Origin of the sequence: Uliginosibacterium gangwonense DSM 18521 (genome assembly GCF_000373965.1) — a bacterium.
GTDB lineage: Bacteria > Pseudomonadota > Gammaproteobacteria > Burkholderiales > Rhodocyclaceae > Uliginosibacterium > Uliginosibacterium gangwonense.
On sequence record NZ_KB892865.1, the window covers coordinates 195674 to 212545 of the forward strand.

Below are 16872 nucleotides of genomic sequence, written 5' to 3' on the forward strand. Positions count from 1 at the left end.
CACGGCGCTATGATGTTCCGAAGGGGTGCAAGTCCCGGGCATTCCCTCGCACACAGCAGGAGCCGTCATGAAGCCCATCATTCTTTCCTTGCTTGCCGTCTTGGCCATTCAGGGCAATGCAGACGCCGCTGAACAAGCGGAGCATCCCATTCTAGGCGCCTGGGCCTACACCCTTCAGGATTCAGGCTGCGCCGAGACCTACCACTTCCGGCCCGATGGCAAGCTGACGGTCACCAGTGGTGAAGAGGCCACGGAAGGTGAATACGAAGTTTCCGTAGAGCCCGATACCAATGGTTTCTATACCCTGGTCGACACCATCGTCACAACCAACGCCAAAAAAGATTGCTCCGGCAACACCACACCAGCGGGCGACAGCGGCACCAATTTTTTGTTTTTCGACCCATCAGGGAAATCCTTTTTTGTATGCCAAAGCGATTCCCGTGATTCATGTTTCGGTCCCGTCAAGCGCCTGAAAAACCAGTAACGGGGTACAGGAGAAATACCATGGACATCAACATCAAGACATTGCCGGGTTACCATGTCGCCTATCTGCGCCACATCGGCTCTTACATGGCAGGTGGCATCCCCGCGACATGGGCCAAGCTCAATCAATGGTGTCAGGAACAAGGCTTTGGCAATCCCCGCCGGAACATGATCGGCATATCGTGGAGCGACCCCAAGACCACTCCACCGGAAGACTGTTGTTACGATGCCTGTGTCGAAATCGAACGCGACTATCCGGTCCCCGCGCCGCTTGCTGTGCAGGCCATTCCGGGTGGCACGTATGTCGTCGCACGCTATCAGGGCACCCCGGAACAGATCGGCCCAGTGTGGCACCAGCTATTCACGGAGTGGCTCCCTCAAAGCGCGTATCAATTTGACCCGCGCCCCTGCTTTGAACTCTATCCGTCTGACATCAACTGCATGCCGGAGCCGGGTGTATTCATCTGTGATATCTGCATCCCGGTTCGGCCCAAACAGCAATAGCCTACTTGGGTGGAACCGCATCATTAGAGGCAGCAATCGGGGGCAGCACTTGTGCCCCTGCCCGCGCCTTGCGCCGCAGCAGCCGTATCACGAATATCAGGATGCACAAGGCAAACAGCCAGGGCAGGCCGCCTGAAACCACCACCAGCAACGCGGCCAGACTACCCGCCAGCACAGAGCCCATCTCGCCCCAGGCATTGCTGACCGGTGCCCAAACGCCCCCATGCGAAAAGCCTGCTGGTGTGCGGAAGGTAACGTCCAGCGTGGTTTTCTCAGTCAATTGCAGCGTAGCACGAATCTTCCCGGTCAAGGCATCAATCTCGCCTTGCACACGGGCCAGTTCGCGCTCCAGTTCCAGCAGTTCGGAGAGCTTGCCAGCGTGAGATGCCGTCAAGGCCCGCAAGCGGTCCCTCAATGCCTTTTGATTATCCAATTGAGCTTGAATATCGATCACCTCGTTGGTGCGATCGGTCTGGCTCATTTCATGCACCGCCACCTTGCCCAATCCCAGCAAGGTATCCAGCAGCCCTGCAGCCTGGGCCGGGTCAATGCGCAAGACCAGATGGGCGCTGCTGTAGTCGCGCTCCTGCCTGTTCATTTCTGCCGTCACAACTTCGCAAGCGGGAAACTGGCATGCCTGTAGCTGCTGGTTCCACACCGCCTCCAGGCGATCTGCCGCCACTTCTATGACCAGAGAATGGCGCAACTCCACATGCCGCTGTGCCATCTTGGCCTGTTCCACCCCACTCCCCTGGGCCGTATTGACCGTATTTGCGGTGGCCTTGGCAACCGGTGCGTTCGCCCCCACTACCGAAGCCATTTCATTCTTTTTGGAACAAGCTGCCATGACCAAGCACGCCAACACAAGCAAGATGTATTTGTTTTTCATATCCGATTACATGTACGAAAATTGCTGCCACCTGCCATGGCACCCAAGTGAGTGCGATGCCAAGCATCCGCACTTCACCCTTGCCGACGGCAGATTACCCAGCAACAATTATGACAAGAACAGGGGCCTTCCATCCTGCCGTCAATCGCCTTGAAGCCAGACGGGAGGATCGGTTCATGCGAAAATCAAACTTCAGCCTTGCTCAACAACACCATGGAACTGATTTTTCTTGGCACTTCAGCAGGAACCCCCACGCGAGGCCGGAATGTTTCGGCCTGCGCGCTACGCCTAGTCAACCAGCGGGCCTGGTATCTGATTGATTGTGGTGAAGGCACCCAGCATCGCCTGCTCAGTACGCCCCTGTCCTTACGGGCACTCGAAGCGGTCTGCATCACCCATGTGCATGGGGATCACACTTTCGGTCTGCCGGGCCTCATTGCCAGCGCCCAGATGGCCAAGCGCACCGAGGCGCTGAAGATTCTGGCCCCGGCAGGCGTCAAGGAATATGTCGAAACAGCCTTGCGTTGTTCGGACACATTCATTGGTTTTCCACTCGAATGGGTGGAAATATCGGCAAAATCTGGCACTACACCACTTGAGGGCGTGAGCGTGACAAGCACCGCACTCTCGCATCGCGTGCCATCATATGCGTACTGCTTTGCCGAGGCAGCCATTCCCGGCAAACTGGATCGGCCAAAATTGCAGGCACTTGGCATTCCGGCAGGACCGGACTGGGCGCGCCTCAAGGCAGGCGAGGATATCACCCTGGCCGACGGCAGAACCTTGCACAGCAGTGATTTTGTGCTGCCCGCACGTGCGCCACGGCAAATCATTATCGCCGGGGATAACGACACCCCCGGCCTGTTGACCGACTTATGCGCACAAGCCCAGGTCTTGGTGCATGAAGCCACTTATACACAGGCGGTAAGCGACAAGGTGGGGCCAGAGCCGCAGCACTGCTCGGCACAGCACATTGCGCAATTTGCCCAGGAAACGCAGGTGCCGAACCTGATCCTCACCCATTTCAGCGCACGCTATGCCAACGCCCTGACCGGGCCGGATTCGATTGAAGAACTCCGCGAAGAAGCCGCCAGGCATTACACCGGCAGGCTCTTTCTGGCGCAGGACTATGCCCGATACATGCTTGATAAAACCGGTCTCCTCACAGAAGCACTTCCGTGAGGAGACTTGGCGCTATCTTTGCTCAGGCCCGCAGGTGCAGCTCATCTGCTGCATAAGTCAGTTTGAGTGGCTCAATCACCACCTGCTTGGCACCGGCTTCGACGCGACCTGCCACCCAGCCCTTGACGCCCACTGATGCGGCGATGCGCACCACCTCCTCGGCTTGATCGGCGGCCACATAGAAGGCGAAACCGGCGCCCATGTTGAGGCTGCCATAGGCTTCGCGGTCATCAATACCAGCGTGGTGCTGGATGAAGGACAACACCGGCGGCACGTCCGGCAGGGTGTGGATGCGATAGGTGAAGTTACCGGGGTGGCGCATGATCTTGCGCCAGCCGTGACCAGTAATGTTGGCAGAATAATGCGGCACGATGCCTGCGGCAAACAGCGCTTCGGTCACCGGCACATAAAGCGTGGTCGCATCCAGCACCGCTTCGCCATAACAACGGCCATCAGCAATCTTGGTGGCATAGCCTTCAGGCAGGCGTTCGGCCAGCTTGCGGGCCAGACTCACACCGTTGGCGTGGATGCCGCTAGAGGCAAGCAGCACAATCGCGTCGCCATCCTGCATCTTGTCACCCAGGGTCAGGCGGTCCCGCGAGGGGATGATGCCAACCGACGAGGCGGCAAGGTCAATCCGCCCGGCCTCCACCACACCCGCCAGCGCGGGGGTTTCGCCGCCACCCCAGCTCACCTTGCAGACGTCACAGGCGCGCTGCCAACCATTGACCAGATCACGCATGCGCTGCTCATCAGCAAACCAATCGCTGCCACCGGCAGACCAGTAGGCATGGATCGACAAGGGGGTTGCCCCCACAGTGATCAAGTCATTGACCGCCATGGCGATGGTGTCTTGCGCGATGGAATCGTAATGGGTGCGCCCGCTGATGGGGCGTACCGAATCAGCCACCAGCGCCTTAGTGCCCAGGCATTCAGTAATCGACGCAATGAGTTGCCCCCCCACCTCCATTACATAGGCGGATTCCCCGCGAGAAGCGAGAATTTCGCTCACCCCGTGGCCGGAGAGGTTGCCTGCGGTGGCTGCGGCGGCTTTCTGGGCCAGGATCTTGAGCGGGTCGATCTTGCTGTAATCCACGCCTGCGGCGCTGTAGTCGAGAGGGGTCTGGGCCATGGTGATGAACTCGGCGATCTGGGGAAAATGCGGCATTTTACCCGCTTGGGCCGCTTGGCGCCCCTGTTATTGGTATTTTCTTGGCGCACCGACCGGGGCTGATGCGTGAAATATCCGCCCCAAACGACCCCAGGCCAAGCTTTAAACGGCGTAAACCGGTAAGATTGGCTCCTTTGATTCGATTTTGGATTGCCCCTGAGTCCTGTGCATGCTGTTTTTCCGCCAGCCACTTTCTGATGAGAGCTTCCCTACGGAGCAATTGACGCTTGATGTTCGGCCGCCCCAGACGCCGAGCTTCGAGAATTTCGTCATTGGCCCCAACAAGGGGCTGCTTGTCGCGCTGCGCCAGCAACTGGACGCCCATGACGGCAGTTGGCTCTACGTCTGGGGAGCGCCGGGCACCGGACGCACACACCTGCTGCGCGCGGCAGTGGCCCAGGCAGACCTGGACAACCGCCCCACCTGTTACCTGACGGCCTCGCAAGGTGCCCAACTGGAAATGCGGGAAGACCTGCTGGCCGCACTGGACGATGTAGACCAGCTCGACAAAGATGGGCAGGCGGCGCTCTTCCGCGCCCTGATCCAAGCCCGTGAGGCACGTGGCACGTTGCTGTTGGCGGGCGGCTGCGCGCCGCAAAAGCTCAAGATGCGTGAGGACGTGCGTACCCGCATCGGTCAGGCGCTGATCTTCGAGATCAAGGCGCTGGATGACGCGGCCAAGGGTGCCTTGCTGATCCAGCATGCGGCTGAGCGGGGCATCTCGCTGGACGCCGATATCGTGGAATACCTCTTGCGCCACGGCAGCCGTGACCAGCGCTGGCTGATGAGTGTGCTGGACGCACTGGACGACGCTTCCCTCACCCAGGGGCGCCCCGTCACCCTGCCGCTGCTGCGCGAGATTCTGCATGACGACTGTGAGCCGGAACTCCCGTTCTGAGCCACCCCGGATTCTTTCTTTTTCAACCTTCTGCGACACTTGCTATGCGCCCCATGAATCTTGCCCTCTTCGACCTGGACAACACACTGCTGGTTGGTGACTCGGACCACGCCTGGGGGCAATTCCTGTGCGACAAGGGCATCGTTGACCGCGACGAGTACGAAGCCCGCAACAATGCCTTCTACGAGCAGTACAAGGCCGGGACGCTGAACATCACGGAATTTCTGGAATTCGTGCTGGCCCCGCTGGCCGAGCGCTCACGCGAGGAACTTGATGCCCTGCATGGCGAATTCCTCAACGACGTGATCTTCAACATGATCACGCCGCTGGGTGAAGCCCTGGTGCGCTGGCACATTGAGCAAGGCGACCTGTGCGCAATGGTGACGGCCACCAATGCCTTTGTGACCGCCCCGATTGCCCGCTACTTCCAGATTCCGCACCTGATCGCCACCATCCCGGCCATCGAAAATGGCCGCTTCACCGGCAAACCCCACGGCACGCCAGCGTTCCGCGAAGGTAAGGTGGAACGGGTGGCACGCTGGCTGGAATCCATGGCGCTTGACCTCACCAGCTTTGAGCACAGCTGGTTCTACAGCGACTCCCACAACGACCTACCCCTACTCTCAGTGGTCAACAACCCGGTGGCGGTCGACCCGGATGACGCCTTGCGCCTGCGGGCCGAAACGTTGGGCTGGCCGGTGATCACCCTGCGCCGCGTGGATGAAGAGGAAGAGTCTTCCGAAATCATCCTGCCCACGCGCTGATGCCATCCGCGCAACAACATTCAGGCGCACATCTCTTGCAGGATCGGGGCGTTACAAGCGCCACCGATCACAAGGTTTGATCTGGAAGGTGCAAGAAGTTGGCGGCAAAGCTCATCGAGCCTGTATACTTATGGACTTCATGAAACGTACCAAGTCCCCTACACCAGCATGATCCGAAAACTGCTCCGCCGGGTGTTCTCCCGGCATACGGAGTCATCATCCCCTGCCCCGGAGGCCGCCTACATCCCCGCTGACCAGCACGGCATTCGCAGCGCCATGATCCTGCCTGCCGCCCGCAAGGTTTGCGCGGTGCTGCAAGAAGCCGGATTCAAAGCCTATGTGGTAGGCGGGGCCGTGCGAGACCTGATTGCAGGCATCAAGCCCAAAGACTACGACGTTGCCACCAATGCCACGCCGGACGAGGTGCGCAACCTGTTCCGGCGTTCTCGCATTATTGGGCGACGTTTCCGCATCGTGCACGTGATGAGCGGGCCGGAAACCATTGAGGTTTCCACCTTCCGCGCCCTGCACGATGAAGACACAATCACCGACGAACATGGCCGTGTGCTGCACGATAACGTCTGGGGCACCATCGAGGAAGACGCCACCCGGCGTGATTTCACCGTCAACGCCCTGTACTATGACCCGACCACCGAGACGGTCATCGATTACCACAATGGCGTTGCCGACCTGCAGAAGAAAACCCTGCGCATGATCGGCGACCCGGCCACCCGTTATCGTGAAGACCCGGTACGCATGCTGCGGGCCGTGCGGCTGGCCGCCAAACTGGGGCTAAGCATCGATCCGGCTGCCAAAGACCCGATCCCGGAGATGGCCGTACTGCTGGAAAACGTACCTGCAGCCCGCCTCTTTGACGAGATGCTCAAGCTGCTTTCCAGTGGCTACGCCGTGCTCTGCATCAAGCAATTGCGTGAAGAAAACCTGCACAAGGGGCTGCTGCCACTGCTGGATGTGATCCTCGGCCAGCCGCAGGGGGAAAAATTCATCTGGCTGGCACTGGCCAACACCGATGCACGCGTGCGCGCAGGCAAACCGATCTCCCCCGGCTTCCTGTTTGCCACCCTGCTGTGGAATGAGGTGTTGAGCAACTGGAACGCCCGCAAGGAAAATGGCGAATACGGCCAGCCCGCGCTCTTTGCGGCCATGGACGAGGTGCTTGCGAGCCAGGCTGAAAAGCTGGCCATCACCCGGCGCATCTCGGCAGACATCACCGAAATCTGGGCACTGCAACCCCGCTTCGACAAGCGCGCGGGCAAAGCTCCCTACCGCCTGCTGGAGCAGGCGCGCTACCGTGCCGGTTACGACTTCCTGCGCCTGCGCGCCGAATCCGGCGAAATCGACATGGAACTGCCCGAGTGGTGGGACGCCTTTGCCGATGCCAAGCCTGAAGAGCGCGAAGCCATGCTGCAGCCAGAAAAGAAAGATGGCCCACGCAAGCGCCGCCCGCGCAAACGCAAACCCGCAGGCAGCCCCGACCATGGCGGTAACGGCACCCCGGCTGCCAGCCAATGATGACGCCTCCGGTAATGGCCTGGATCGGTATTGGCGCCAACCTTGGCGACACTGCCGCCACCCTGCGCGCCGCCATCGCCGCGTTGGGTGAAGTGGGGGGGGTGCGCCTACTGCAAAGTTCCTCGCTCTACCGCAGCACCCCAATGGGCCCTGGCGTGGAAGGCCAGCCGGATTACATCAACGCCGTCGTCGGCGTACACACCGCCCTTACCCCTGCGGCCTTGCTGGATGTGCTGTTTGCGGTCGAGTTGCATTTTGGTCGCCAGCGTAGCGTGCGCAACGCCGCCCGTACCCTGGATCTGGACCTGCTGCTCTACGGCGAGCAGGTCATCGACCAGCCCGGCCTACAAGTTCCTCACCCACGCATGCATGAGCGTGCCTTTGTACTCCTGCCCCTGGCGGAAGTGGCTCCGGACACCCTGATCCCCGGCCTCGGTCGGGTCGGCACCCTTGCCCTACAACTGCCAGACCAAGGCGTCACCCGGCTTTCGGGCTGACAAGCACCTGCACCCCGCACGCCATATGGCACGGATCAAAACCAAGGCACAACAGCGTGCCTTATGCCCGCCCACTGCGGTATCCTTCGCTCTTTCGCAGCCTGGGCCAGATCATCGCTGTCCGCTCCTTGAACAGTGAGTCTCTCTGAGAGATCAGAAAAATGCTCGACAAAGCTCAATACATCGTCATCGAAGGGCCGATTGGTGCAGGCAAAACCAGCTTGGCCCAGCGCCTGGCAGAACGCCTGAACGCCACCCCCATCCTGGAGCAACCGGAGCGCAATCCGTTCCTGGCCCGCTTCTATACCGATACCGAGCGCTGGGCGCTGCCCACCCAGCTCGACTTCCTGTTCCAGCGCGCCGACCTGCTCAAGCAGATTGCCCAGGCACGGCAAGAGGGGCAACGTGTGGTCAGCGATTTTGTGTTGCAGAAAGACCCGCTGTTCGCTTCACTCAATCTCAATGAGGACGAAGCGCGACTTTACGACCGCGTCTTCTCCCAGGCGCAGCTTGCCCCAATCACGCCCGATCTGGTGATCTACCTGCAAGCCCAGCCAGAGGTGCTGATTGAGCGCGTACGCAAGCGCGGCATAGAAGCAGAACGCAAGATCACCGAAGCCTATCTCGCCGCAGTATCCAGCCGCTACGCGAGCTTTTTCCACAGCTATGATGCGGCACCGGTTTTTGTGATCAATGCCGAAGTGCTCAACCCGGTGGAAGCAGACGACGATTTTGAACTGATCCTGCAACGCCTGCAGGCCATGCGCAGCTATCGGGAGTTTTTCAGTTACGCCTGAAGCGCTGTTATACGATCTGTAGTGAATAGGTACTGGCCGCGTATCGAGCGGGCATACGCCTCTGTATCCCCCACACAAACCAAGGAGCCAATGCAATGAGCTACCTAGAAAATGCCAAACCCATTACCCTGACCGAACTGGCAAAGATGCGCCAGGAAGGCCGCAAGATCGCCATGCTGACCGCCTATGACGCCAGTTTCGCCACACTCTGCGAACGCAATGGCGTTGACACTCTGCTCGTCGGTGATTCACTCGGCAACGTGGTACAAGGGCAAAAAAGCACCCTGCCCGTCACCATGGAACACATGGTCTATCACACCGAGTGTGTGGCCCGTACCTGCCAGCGCGCATGGCTGATCACCGATATGCCATTTGGCAGCTACCAGGAGAACCCTGCGCAGGCCATGCGCAACGCAGCCCGCCTGATGGCAGCGGGTGCCCAGATGGTCAAGCTGGAAGGCGGCGAATACATGGCTGAGACGGTGCGTTTCCTGGTCGAACGCGGCGTGCCGGTCTGTGCCCACATCGGCCTGACCCCGCAATCCGTACACCAGCTTGGCGGTTATCGCGTACAGGGCAAGGGCGATGCGGCGGCCGCCCAAATGAAGCGCGATGCGTTGGCATTGGAGCAGGCGGGCGCCGCCATGGTGGTACTGGAGATGGTGCCTGCAGTGCTGGCTGCGGAAGTCACCCGCTCGCTCAAGAGCATGGCCACCATCGGCATCGGTGCGGGGGTCGAATGTGATGGTCAGGTACTGGTGCTGCACGATATGCTAGGCGTGTATCCCGGAAAAACTGCGCGTTTCGTGCGCAATTTCATGCAGGGTGCTGCCAGCATCGACGAAGCCATCGCCCGCTATGCGGCCGCCGTCAAGGATGGCAGCTTCCCAGCGCCTGAGCACACCTACTAAAAAGCTGTTCAGGTTTTAGGGCCACCACAGCTTACTCCTCAGTATCCAGCTCAAACCCCGGTCGTCGCGGCACGCTTTGCGGGTCGCAGACGATCGGGCGATAGATTTCCACCCTGTCGCCTTCCCGCAAGGGTGCTTCAAGTTTGACTGCACGCCCGAACACGCCTACACGCTGGGATGCCAGATCGATATGCGGAAAGAGCTTCAGGATGCCTGACTTGTCAATGGCATGCCGGACCACAGGTTCTTCGTCAGTGACCTCGACTTCCAGCCACACTTGCCGGTTAGCCTCGGCGTAGGCAACGGATACTTGCATTGCAACCTCCTTGCTCAGGCCCCGCAATGACTGGGGACACTCACCACGGCAACACCTGCATTCCGCTGCCGAATCTCGATACGCTTCTTCACCGCCAGCAGCAAACCCAAGGTCAGGAAACCACCGGGGGGCAGGATCATCATCAGGGTGCCGCCGTAACCGGGAATCACCGTCGTCTCAAGAAATGCGAAATGCGGCCCCAGCAACAAGCTGGCCTGCGAGAACACAGTGCCGCTTCCCACCACTTCGCGCACAATGCCGATGGTCGTCAGCACGGCAGTAAAACCCAGCCCCATGAACAGACCATCCAGCGCCGAATCCACCACGCCATTCTTGCACGCAAAGGCTTCTGCTCGGCCCAGAATGGCGCAATTGGCCACAATCAGCGCGATATACAGGCCCAGAACCTTGTAGAGTTCATGCATCCAGGCGTTCAAGGACATATCCACCAGCGTCACAATCGTGGCAATAATCGCAATGAACACAGGGATGCGCACCTGCTCTGTCACCACCTTGCGTACTGATGACACAGCCATATTGCTCACCACCAGCACCGCCGTGGTTGCCAGCCCCATGCCCAGGCCATTGCTTGCGCTGGATGTCAGCGCCATAGTCGGGCACATGCCCAGAATCTGGGCCAGCACCACGTTCTGATCCCACAGCCCGTTGCGGATGATTTCTCGTGCTTTCATGATCGCCTCCCGCTCCTATTTGCTCGCATAGATAGCGTCAAGGTGAGCCTGATGGAACTCCAGCGCCTCTTTCACCGCCTTGACCACGGCGCGCGGGGTAATCGTTGCCCCGGCAAACTGGTCAAAATCCCCGCCATCCTTTTTCACCAGCCACTTTGCTGTAGCCAGTGCCTTGCCTTCAAAGGCGTGAATCCAATTGGTCTTGGCTTCATCAATTTTGTCTCCCAGGCCCGGCGTCTCGTTATGGCGCAGCACCCGCACCCCCTGCACTACACCATCGCGCGAGATGCCAACCAGAATCACAATCGGCCCGGCATAACCCGAAGATGAGGTTGTAAATACCGCTGCTTTCAGCGCGCCAGCCTTGCTGGCACGATGCACTTCCACATCTACGCCATCAGCATCTTTGACGTGCACCACGTCCTGCAAAAGATTGTTGTCGTTGTAGCCCTGTGGCAGCACTTGGGCGAGTGAAGTCTCCAGGTCATGCTGCTCGGCCACGTGGATTGCCGGAGAGGTATACACGGCAGCAATAACCAGGGCTGCAGCGGTCACGGTACTGAAAAGGGCCAGCAAGCCCCCTTGATAGCTGATGCCTTCACGAAGCGTTGCTACATTCATGATCTCTTTCCCTTCTCGGCACTGATCGGCTTGCCACCATAGGTGCGGCCATATACACGTGGCTTGACCAGGCGGTCGATGGCGGGAGTGAGCGCATTCATCAGCAACACTGCAAAGGCCACCCCTTCCGGATACCCCCCGTAGGTACGAATCACCCAGGTCAGCAGCCCGCACCCGGCTCCAAACACCAGTTGCCCCCATTTGGTGTTAGGCGATGTTACATAGTCGGTAGCGATAAAGAATGCCCCCAGCATCGCCCCACCTGACATCAGGTGCGTGGTGGCATCCAGATACCGTGCCGGATTTTCATGATGGCCAATCGCAGCAGGCACAGCCAACGCCAACAGCATAGCCACAGGAATATGCCAACTGATCACCCGCATAAAAATCAAGGCGACACCCCCGGCTGCAATCAACCATGCGGAAGTTTCCCCCAGACTGCCGACCCGCGCCCCAACCCAATTGAACGCATGCCCCGGCAAACTGGTATGCAGCAGATCCACTCCACGGGCAAGATCCGTTTTGGCGTGCCCGAGTAGCGTGGCGCTACTCATCGCGTCAGGAATTGGCGTGTGGCCCAGGGTAATAAGCAGGCCATCGAACAGATTGGGTGCCACATTGGGCACGACCCAGTAGGTCATCTGCACGGGAAATGACACCAGCAAGGCAATCCGCGCAATCATGGCCGGATTGAAGAGGTTGTTGCCGATGCCGCCAAAGACCTGCTTGCCCAGTGTAGTGGCAAACAAGCCACCCACCACACCAATCCACCACGGCGCCCACGGCGGCAGCGACAACGCCAGCAGCCACCCGGTGAGGATGGCAGAACCGTCCCGCAACTGCGGCATCACTTCACGCTTGCCCATACGCAGGCAGGCAGCCTCCCCCGCTGCAGCTGAGGCAATCGTGATCAGCCACAGCCAGAATGAGGGCGCACCGAACAGCCAAAAAGCATAAAACGTAGCGGGCACCAGGGCCAGCAACACCTTGAGCATGACTGCGCTGACGGACTCCCCGGTCTGCGCGTGTGGTGCGGCAACCGGGTTCAAATTGATCACGTGGGTGTTCATGCGCTGGCCTCTCCTGAATTGGCTGAATTCTTTTCGGCGGCCTGCTGTGCGGCCCTGGCCGCCTTGCGTTTGGCGGCGGCTTCGGCACGCTCGCGGGCATCCCGCTCCAGACGGGCCTGACGGGCAGCGGACAGGTTCTTAATGCGCTCATTGCGTTTGGCCTGCTTTTCCCGCGACCACAATTCCCCTTTGGCATGGTTGAACATCTGCGCCAGCGGAATATGCGAAGGGCAAGCATAGGCACAGCAACCACAGGCAATGCAGTCATCTATCGCCAGTTCTTCCGCTGCCTTGTAGTCACTCTTGCGGATGCGGGCAGCCATCTCCAGCGGCAGCAGCCCCATCGGGCAGGCATTCACGCAGCTGCCACAGCGGATGCATGCCGTTGTCTTGGGTAGTTCCGCTTCATTGGCATCCAGCGCCAGCACGCCACCACACCCCTTGATGATGGGCACATCACCATTTGGCAGGGTCATGCCCATCATGGGGCCCCCCAGCACCATGCGTGCAGGCTTCTCATGACCAGCTTTCAGGCCACAGAAATCGATCAAGTCCTGCACCGGCGTGCCGATGGGAGCCAACACATTGCCGGGCTGGGCAATCGCACCACCGTTGACGGTAACGATACGTTCGATCAACGGCATGCCGGTACGCACGGCACGGCTGACCATCGCACAGGTGCTGACGTTATGCACCAGCACCCCCACCGTGGCCGCCCGCGCATTGGATGGCACTTCGCGCCCGGTGAGCATCTGGATCAACTGTTTATCCGAGCCCATCGGATAGCGCGCAGGCACCGGGCGGATCTTCACCTCCGGGAAGCTTTCCGCCGCCGTCTTCATTGCGGTGATTGCCTCGGGCTTGTTGTTTTCAATGCCCACCAGCGCCTGCCCAGCACCAATGGCCCGCATTACCAGGCGTATGCCATCGACAACATCGGCAGCACAATCGCGCATGATGCGGTCATCACTGGAAAGGTAAGGCTCGCATTCGCCACCATTGACGATCAGCGTATCCACCTTCAAACGCAGTCCCAGGGCAAACTTGATTGCTGAAGGGAAAGTGGCCCCACCCAGCCCCACCACGCCTGCAGCGGCCACACGCTCGGCAATCTGCTCCGGGCTCAGCGCAAACGGATCACTGACCAAGTCGGCAGGTACGCTGCGCTGCTCGGCGTCTGTCTCGATCACAATCCCTGGGAAACCCAGACCCGAAGCATGCGGGGCAGGAATCTCCCCCACCTTGATGATCCGCCCCGAAGCCGGGGCATGAACAGGTGCCGATACATTGCCTTGCACGGTTGCGATCAACTGGCCACGCAGCACATGATCCCCTTCATGCACAATCGGCTTGGCCGGGCGGCCTGCGTGTTGCAGCAACGGCACATACAGGTGCCGTGGCATGGGCAACACGCGCAGCGCCTGATCGGCCGCCGGGCGCTTGTGGTCATCCGGATGCACGCCCCAGGATATTCCAAACAGAAAGTCTCGCAGACCCATGATGATGTCCTCAGGCCAATACTGGTTTTGGCCAGTTCCAGTTATCCAGTGTTACCGGGATGGGCTGCATGCCAATGGCACCGGTCGGGCATTGCTCAGTGCAATTTCCACAGGCCGTACAGGCATCCTGCAACACGCTGTGAATCTGTTTGGCCGCCCCCATGATTGCATCCGTTGGGCATACCTTGTAGCACCGCGCACAACCGATGCAGATGGTTTCATCCACGGTAGCGGCCTTGGGCCCGGCATCCGCCAGAGCAGACAGATCCAGGCTGACCCCGAGCTTGGCGGCAATCGCCTCAGCCAATGCCTTGCCACCACCGGGGCAACAATCGGGCGCGGCTTCCCCCTTCACGATGGCGACAGCCGCCCCGGCGCAACCGGGGAAGCTGCACTGGCCGCAGTTGGTGCCGGGCATCATGCCCTGGATCTCCCCCACCAGCGCATCGCCTTCTACCGCAAACACCTTGGCGGCATACCCCAGAATCACCCCCAGGAACAACCCCAGAAACATGACACTGACAATTGGCATCAGCATGGCCTAGCTCCCTGCAAATGAAATCCACCCACCACACATTGAGTGCAATACGCGCTCAACCCAGTTTCAAGCCTGCAAACCCCATGAAAGACAGGGCCAGCAGCGAGGCGAGTACAAAACTCACCGGCGCGCCCTCAAAGGTTTCCGGCACCTTGGCCAGAGCAAGACGTTCGCGCAACCCGGCAAACATGGTCAGCACCAGGGTAAAACCGACCGAGGAGCCAAAACCGTAAGTCACGCTCATGACAAAGCCGTGACTCTGCTGCACGTTGAGCAGAGGCAGGCCCAGCACAGCACAGTTGGTGGTGATCAGCGGCAGATAAATGCCAAGGGTGCGGTAGAGTTCCGGTGTCATCTTGCGCACTACCATCTCGATGAACTGGACGGCAGCGGCAATGACCAGAATGAACGTAAGAATGCGCAGGTAATTCAGCCCCAATGGCGCAAGCAGATAGTGCTCCAGCGCCCAGCACGCGCCCGATGCCAGCGTAATCACGAAAGTCGTAGCCAGGCCCATGCCAAAGGAACTATCCAGCTTTTTGGATACACCCATGAATGGGCACAGGCCAAGGAATTTGACCAGCACCACGTTGTTGACCAGGGCCGTGCTAATCAAAAGGATCAGGAATTCGCTCATCGCAATCTCTCCATTTTTGATTGCATCAGTGCATAGAGCATGCCAACGCACCAGAACAGTTCATGCCAGCCTCCATCTCAGTGCGTAAATCCGCGCCAGGACAGGATTTTTTGCTTCTGGCGACCCCTGGCATACCCCCGACATGCAGTGTCATGGATGCAACAAGCCAACAAAACCCTGCAACAAAGCCGCCAAGCTCACTGCAAATTGCACCTGTACAAAAGCATGGCAAGCTTTCGGCACGGAACCTGCATAACCCCAATACCTGCATTGGAATTCTGATCTACGGTTCGCGCCATGCCCAGCACACCCAAAACGCCCCAAAACGCTCTGCGCCAGATCCCTGCCAGCCTGTTCCGTGCAGTGGTGGAGCAGGCCGACATTGCCATCTCGATCACCAACGCCAATGCGCTCATCGAGTACGTGAACCCGGCCTTCACGCGCAGCACGGGTTACTCTTCGCAGGATGCGGTGGGGCGCAACCAGTCGATCCTCTCCAACCGCACCACCCCACCGGAGGTCTATAAAGCGCTCTGGGGGCAGATCACCCAACGCCAGCCGTGGAGCGGGCGCTTGGTCAACAGTCGCAAGGACGGCACACGTTACCTGGCTGACCTGACCATCACCCCGGTGGTGGATGAGGACGGCACCATCTCCCATTACCTGGGCCTGCACCGGGATATCACCGATCTGCATCGCCTGGAATGCGCAGTGCGAAATCAGAAATCCCTGATTGAATCGGTGGTGGATGGTGCGCCGCTGGTGCTTGCCCTGCTGGATATGGAAGACCGCGTGGTGCTGGACAACCATGCCTACAAGGTATTGATGGGGGATTTGGGGATGACCGAGCCAGCCGCCGTCATGCTCGAAGCCGTGCGTGGCGAGCTGGGCAACGGCTTTGGCCCCTTCAGCCCCGGCAGCCATGCTTTTCTGGACCGGCAGGTGCGGCTTGACCGTGCGCACTGGGCCACGCCGCGCTGGTACACCTGCTCTGGCGTATGGGTGGGCGCCCACAAGGACGCAGCGGATGCCTTCTTTGACGACAAGGCCGAAGCCTATCTGCTCCTGGTCGCCAAGGACGTTACCCGGCAGGTCATGGAGCAGGAGCGCGCCCGCGTGGCTGCCCTCCAGGCGCTGATGGCCGAGGAAAGCCGTCGCCAGTCGCTGCGCGAAAGTCTCTCGGCGGCGGTCTATCAAATGGAAGGGCCGTTGAATGTGCTCAATTCGGTCGTCACCATGATGGGGCGACGCGGCTGCGACCCGGCCCAGGCGGCCCTAGCCGAAGCACTGGCGGCAGGGCAATCGGCCTTGGAGACACTGCGCGCAGCCATTCCCGGCACCACGGCAGAAGCGCCAGGGCTGGTCAATATCAACGAAGTGGTGCGCGATGTGCTGGATCTGTCGTCCCACGCCTTTCTTGCTGCAGGCATATCCGTGAGCTGGCAGCCGCAGTTGGCACTGCCGAGCATTGCCGCCTACCCCACGCGGCTACGCACCATGCTCAAGGGATTGGTCGACAATGCCATTGAAGCCATGAATATCAAGGGCTGGAACAAGCGCGAACTGACCATCCGCACCCACGGCGACGCAAACGAAATTGAAATCCAGGTGGAGGACAGCGGCCCTGGCGTATCGCCAGAGCTGCGCCTGAAAGTGTTTGAACCGTTCTACTCCACCAAAAAGGCCAGCGGCCACCACATGGGTACGGGGCTTCCCTCGGCCCAGCAGGTGGCGCTGGATCACGGGGGCAACATCGAGTTGCGCAATTCCGAGCAAGGTGGCTGCCTCGCCAAAGTACAACTACCACTCAGGCAGCATTAATTCAGGAGATTGGTGAGCGCAGGTAATATGCCATACGCCTGCACACGGA

General features: G+C 59.8%; 19 protein-coding genes. 10 read left to right on the forward strand and 9 right to left on the reverse strand.

Translation table 11 applies throughout. From position 1 onward, the window contains the following. Window positions 1-67 precede the first annotated feature (67 nt). Complete coding sequence (locus B145_RS28835; protein ID WP_018609690.1) at window positions 68-484, forward strand: hypothetical protein; 417 nt, start codon at window positions 68-70, stop codon at window positions 482-484. 20 nt (window positions 485-504) lie between these two features. Next, window positions 505-987 carry an AraC family transcriptional regulator gene (locus tag B145_RS26410; protein WP_018609691.1) on the forward strand — a complete coding sequence of 161 codons (483 nt, stop codon included), beginning with the start codon at window positions 505-507 and terminating at the stop codon, window positions 985-987. Between the two features lies 1 nt (window position 988). Here the strand turns inward: B145_RS26410 and B145_RS0119800 are convergent, their stop codons facing one another. Further along, window positions 989-1834, reverse strand: a complete 846-nt coding sequence (locus B145_RS0119800) for a DUF4349 domain-containing protein (RefSeq protein ID WP_157288535.1) — start codon at window positions 1832-1834, stop codon at window positions 989-991. Window positions 1835-2089: 255 nt separating this feature from the next. Here B145_RS0119800 and B145_RS0119805 point away from each other — a divergent pair, with 255 nt between their 5' ends. Then, window positions 2090-3058: an MBL fold metallo-hydrolase gene (locus tag B145_RS0119805; protein WP_026259320.1), complete on the forward strand. Its 969-nt coding sequence runs from the start codon at window positions 2090-2092 to the stop codon at window positions 3056-3058. 22 nt (window positions 3059-3080) lie between these two features. Here B145_RS0119805 and B145_RS0119810 read toward each other — a convergent pair whose 3' ends face one another. Then, on the reverse strand, window positions 3081-4226 hold the full coding sequence (locus B145_RS0119810) for an AIR synthase related protein (protein WP_018609694.1): 1146 nt from the start codon (window positions 4224-4226) through the stop codon (window positions 3081-3083). 172 nt (window positions 4227-4398) lie between these two features. Here B145_RS0119810 and hda point away from each other — a divergent pair, with 172 nt between their 5' ends. The 6 genes from hda (at window position 4399) to panB (ending at window position 9629) form a co-directional block, all read left to right on the forward strand. Beyond that, a complete protein-coding gene (hda, locus tag B145_RS0119815; protein WP_018609695.1) occupies window positions 4399-5127 on the forward strand; it encodes a DnaA regulatory inactivator Hda in 729 nt (242 codons plus the stop codon). 53 nt (window positions 5128-5180) lie between these two features. Beyond that, window positions 5181-5891, forward strand: a complete 711-nt coding sequence (locus B145_RS0119820) for a histidinol-phosphatase (protein WP_018609696.1) — start codon at window positions 5181-5183, stop codon at window positions 5889-5891. Window positions 5892-6059: 168 nt separating this feature from the next. After that, the gene (gene pcnB, locus B145_RS0119825) at window positions 6060-7424 is read left to right on the forward strand and encodes a polynucleotide adenylyltransferase PcnB (protein ID WP_018609697.1); all 1365 of its coding nucleotides are present in this window, start codon (window positions 6060-6062) and stop codon (window positions 7422-7424) included. Further along, the gene (gene folK / locus B145_RS0119830) at window positions 7424-7921 is read left to right on the forward strand and encodes a 2-amino-4-hydroxy-6-hydroxymethyldihydropteridine diphosphokinase (RefSeq protein ID WP_026259323.1); all 498 of its coding nucleotides are present in this window, start codon (window positions 7424-7426) and stop codon (window positions 7919-7921) included. The genes pcnB and folK overlap by 1 nt, the downstream gene beginning before the upstream one ends. A 161-nt stretch (window positions 7922-8082) precedes the next feature. Continuing rightward, the gene (locus B145_RS0119835; protein WP_018609699.1) at window positions 8083-8718 is read left to right on the forward strand and encodes a deoxynucleoside kinase; all 636 of its coding nucleotides are present in this window, start codon (window positions 8083-8085) and stop codon (window positions 8716-8718) included. Between the two features lie 95 nt (window positions 8719-8813). After that, a complete protein-coding gene (gene panB / locus B145_RS0119840; protein WP_018609700.1) occupies window positions 8814-9629 on the forward strand; it encodes a 3-methyl-2-oxobutanoate hydroxymethyltransferase in 816 nt (271 codons plus the stop codon). 31 nt (window positions 9630-9660) lie between these two features. Here the strand turns inward: panB and B145_RS0119845 are convergent, their stop codons facing one another. The 7 genes from B145_RS0119845 to rsxA are packed head-to-tail and all read right to left on the reverse strand — an operon-like array spanning window position 9661 to window position 15002. Beyond that, window positions 9661-9945: an RnfH family protein gene (locus B145_RS0119845; RefSeq protein WP_018609701.1), complete on the reverse strand. Its 285-nt coding sequence runs from the start codon at window positions 9943-9945 to the stop codon at window positions 9661-9663. Window positions 9946-9959: 14 nt separating this feature from the next. Then, window positions 9960-10637, reverse strand: coding sequence for an electron transport complex subunit E (locus B145_RS0119850; RefSeq protein WP_018609702.1), 678 nt, complete (start codon window positions 10635-10637; stop codon window positions 9960-9962). Window positions 10638-10652: 15 nt separating this feature from the next. Then, window positions 10653-11258, reverse strand: coding sequence for an electron transport complex subunit RsxG (rsxG, locus tag B145_RS0119855; protein WP_018609703.1), 606 nt, complete (start codon window positions 11256-11258; stop codon window positions 10653-10655). Further along, window positions 11255-12328, reverse strand: coding sequence for an RnfABCDGE type electron transport complex subunit D (locus B145_RS0119860; RefSeq protein ID WP_018609704.1), 1074 nt, complete (start codon window positions 12326-12328; stop codon window positions 11255-11257). Before B145_RS0119860 ends, rsxG begins: the two co-directional genes overlap by 4 nt. Beyond that, the gene (rsxC, locus tag B145_RS0119865; RefSeq protein WP_018609705.1) at window positions 12325-13827 is read right to left on the reverse strand and encodes an electron transport complex subunit RsxC; all 1503 of its coding nucleotides are present in this window, start codon (window positions 13825-13827) and stop codon (window positions 12325-12327) included. The genes B145_RS0119860 and rsxC overlap by 4 nt, the downstream gene beginning before the upstream one ends. A gap of 10 nt (window positions 13828-13837) precedes the next feature. After that, a complete protein-coding gene (locus B145_RS0119870) occupies window positions 13838-14365 on the reverse strand; it encodes an RnfABCDGE type electron transport complex subunit B (protein WP_018609706.1) in 528 nt (175 codons plus the stop codon). A gap of 55 nt (window positions 14366-14420) precedes the next feature. Next, on the reverse strand, window positions 14421-15002 hold the full coding sequence (rsxA, locus tag B145_RS0119875; RefSeq protein ID WP_018609707.1) for an electron transport complex subunit RsxA: 582 nt from the start codon (window positions 15000-15002) through the stop codon (window positions 14421-14423). A gap of 297 nt (window positions 15003-15299) precedes the next feature. Here rsxA and nifL point away from each other — a divergent pair, with 297 nt between their 5' ends. Next, a complete protein-coding gene (gene nifL / locus B145_RS0119880; protein WP_018609708.1) occupies window positions 15300-16823 on the forward strand; it encodes a nitrogen fixation negative regulator NifL in 1524 nt (507 codons plus the stop codon). The last annotated feature ends 49 nt before the right edge of the window (window positions 16824-16872 follow it).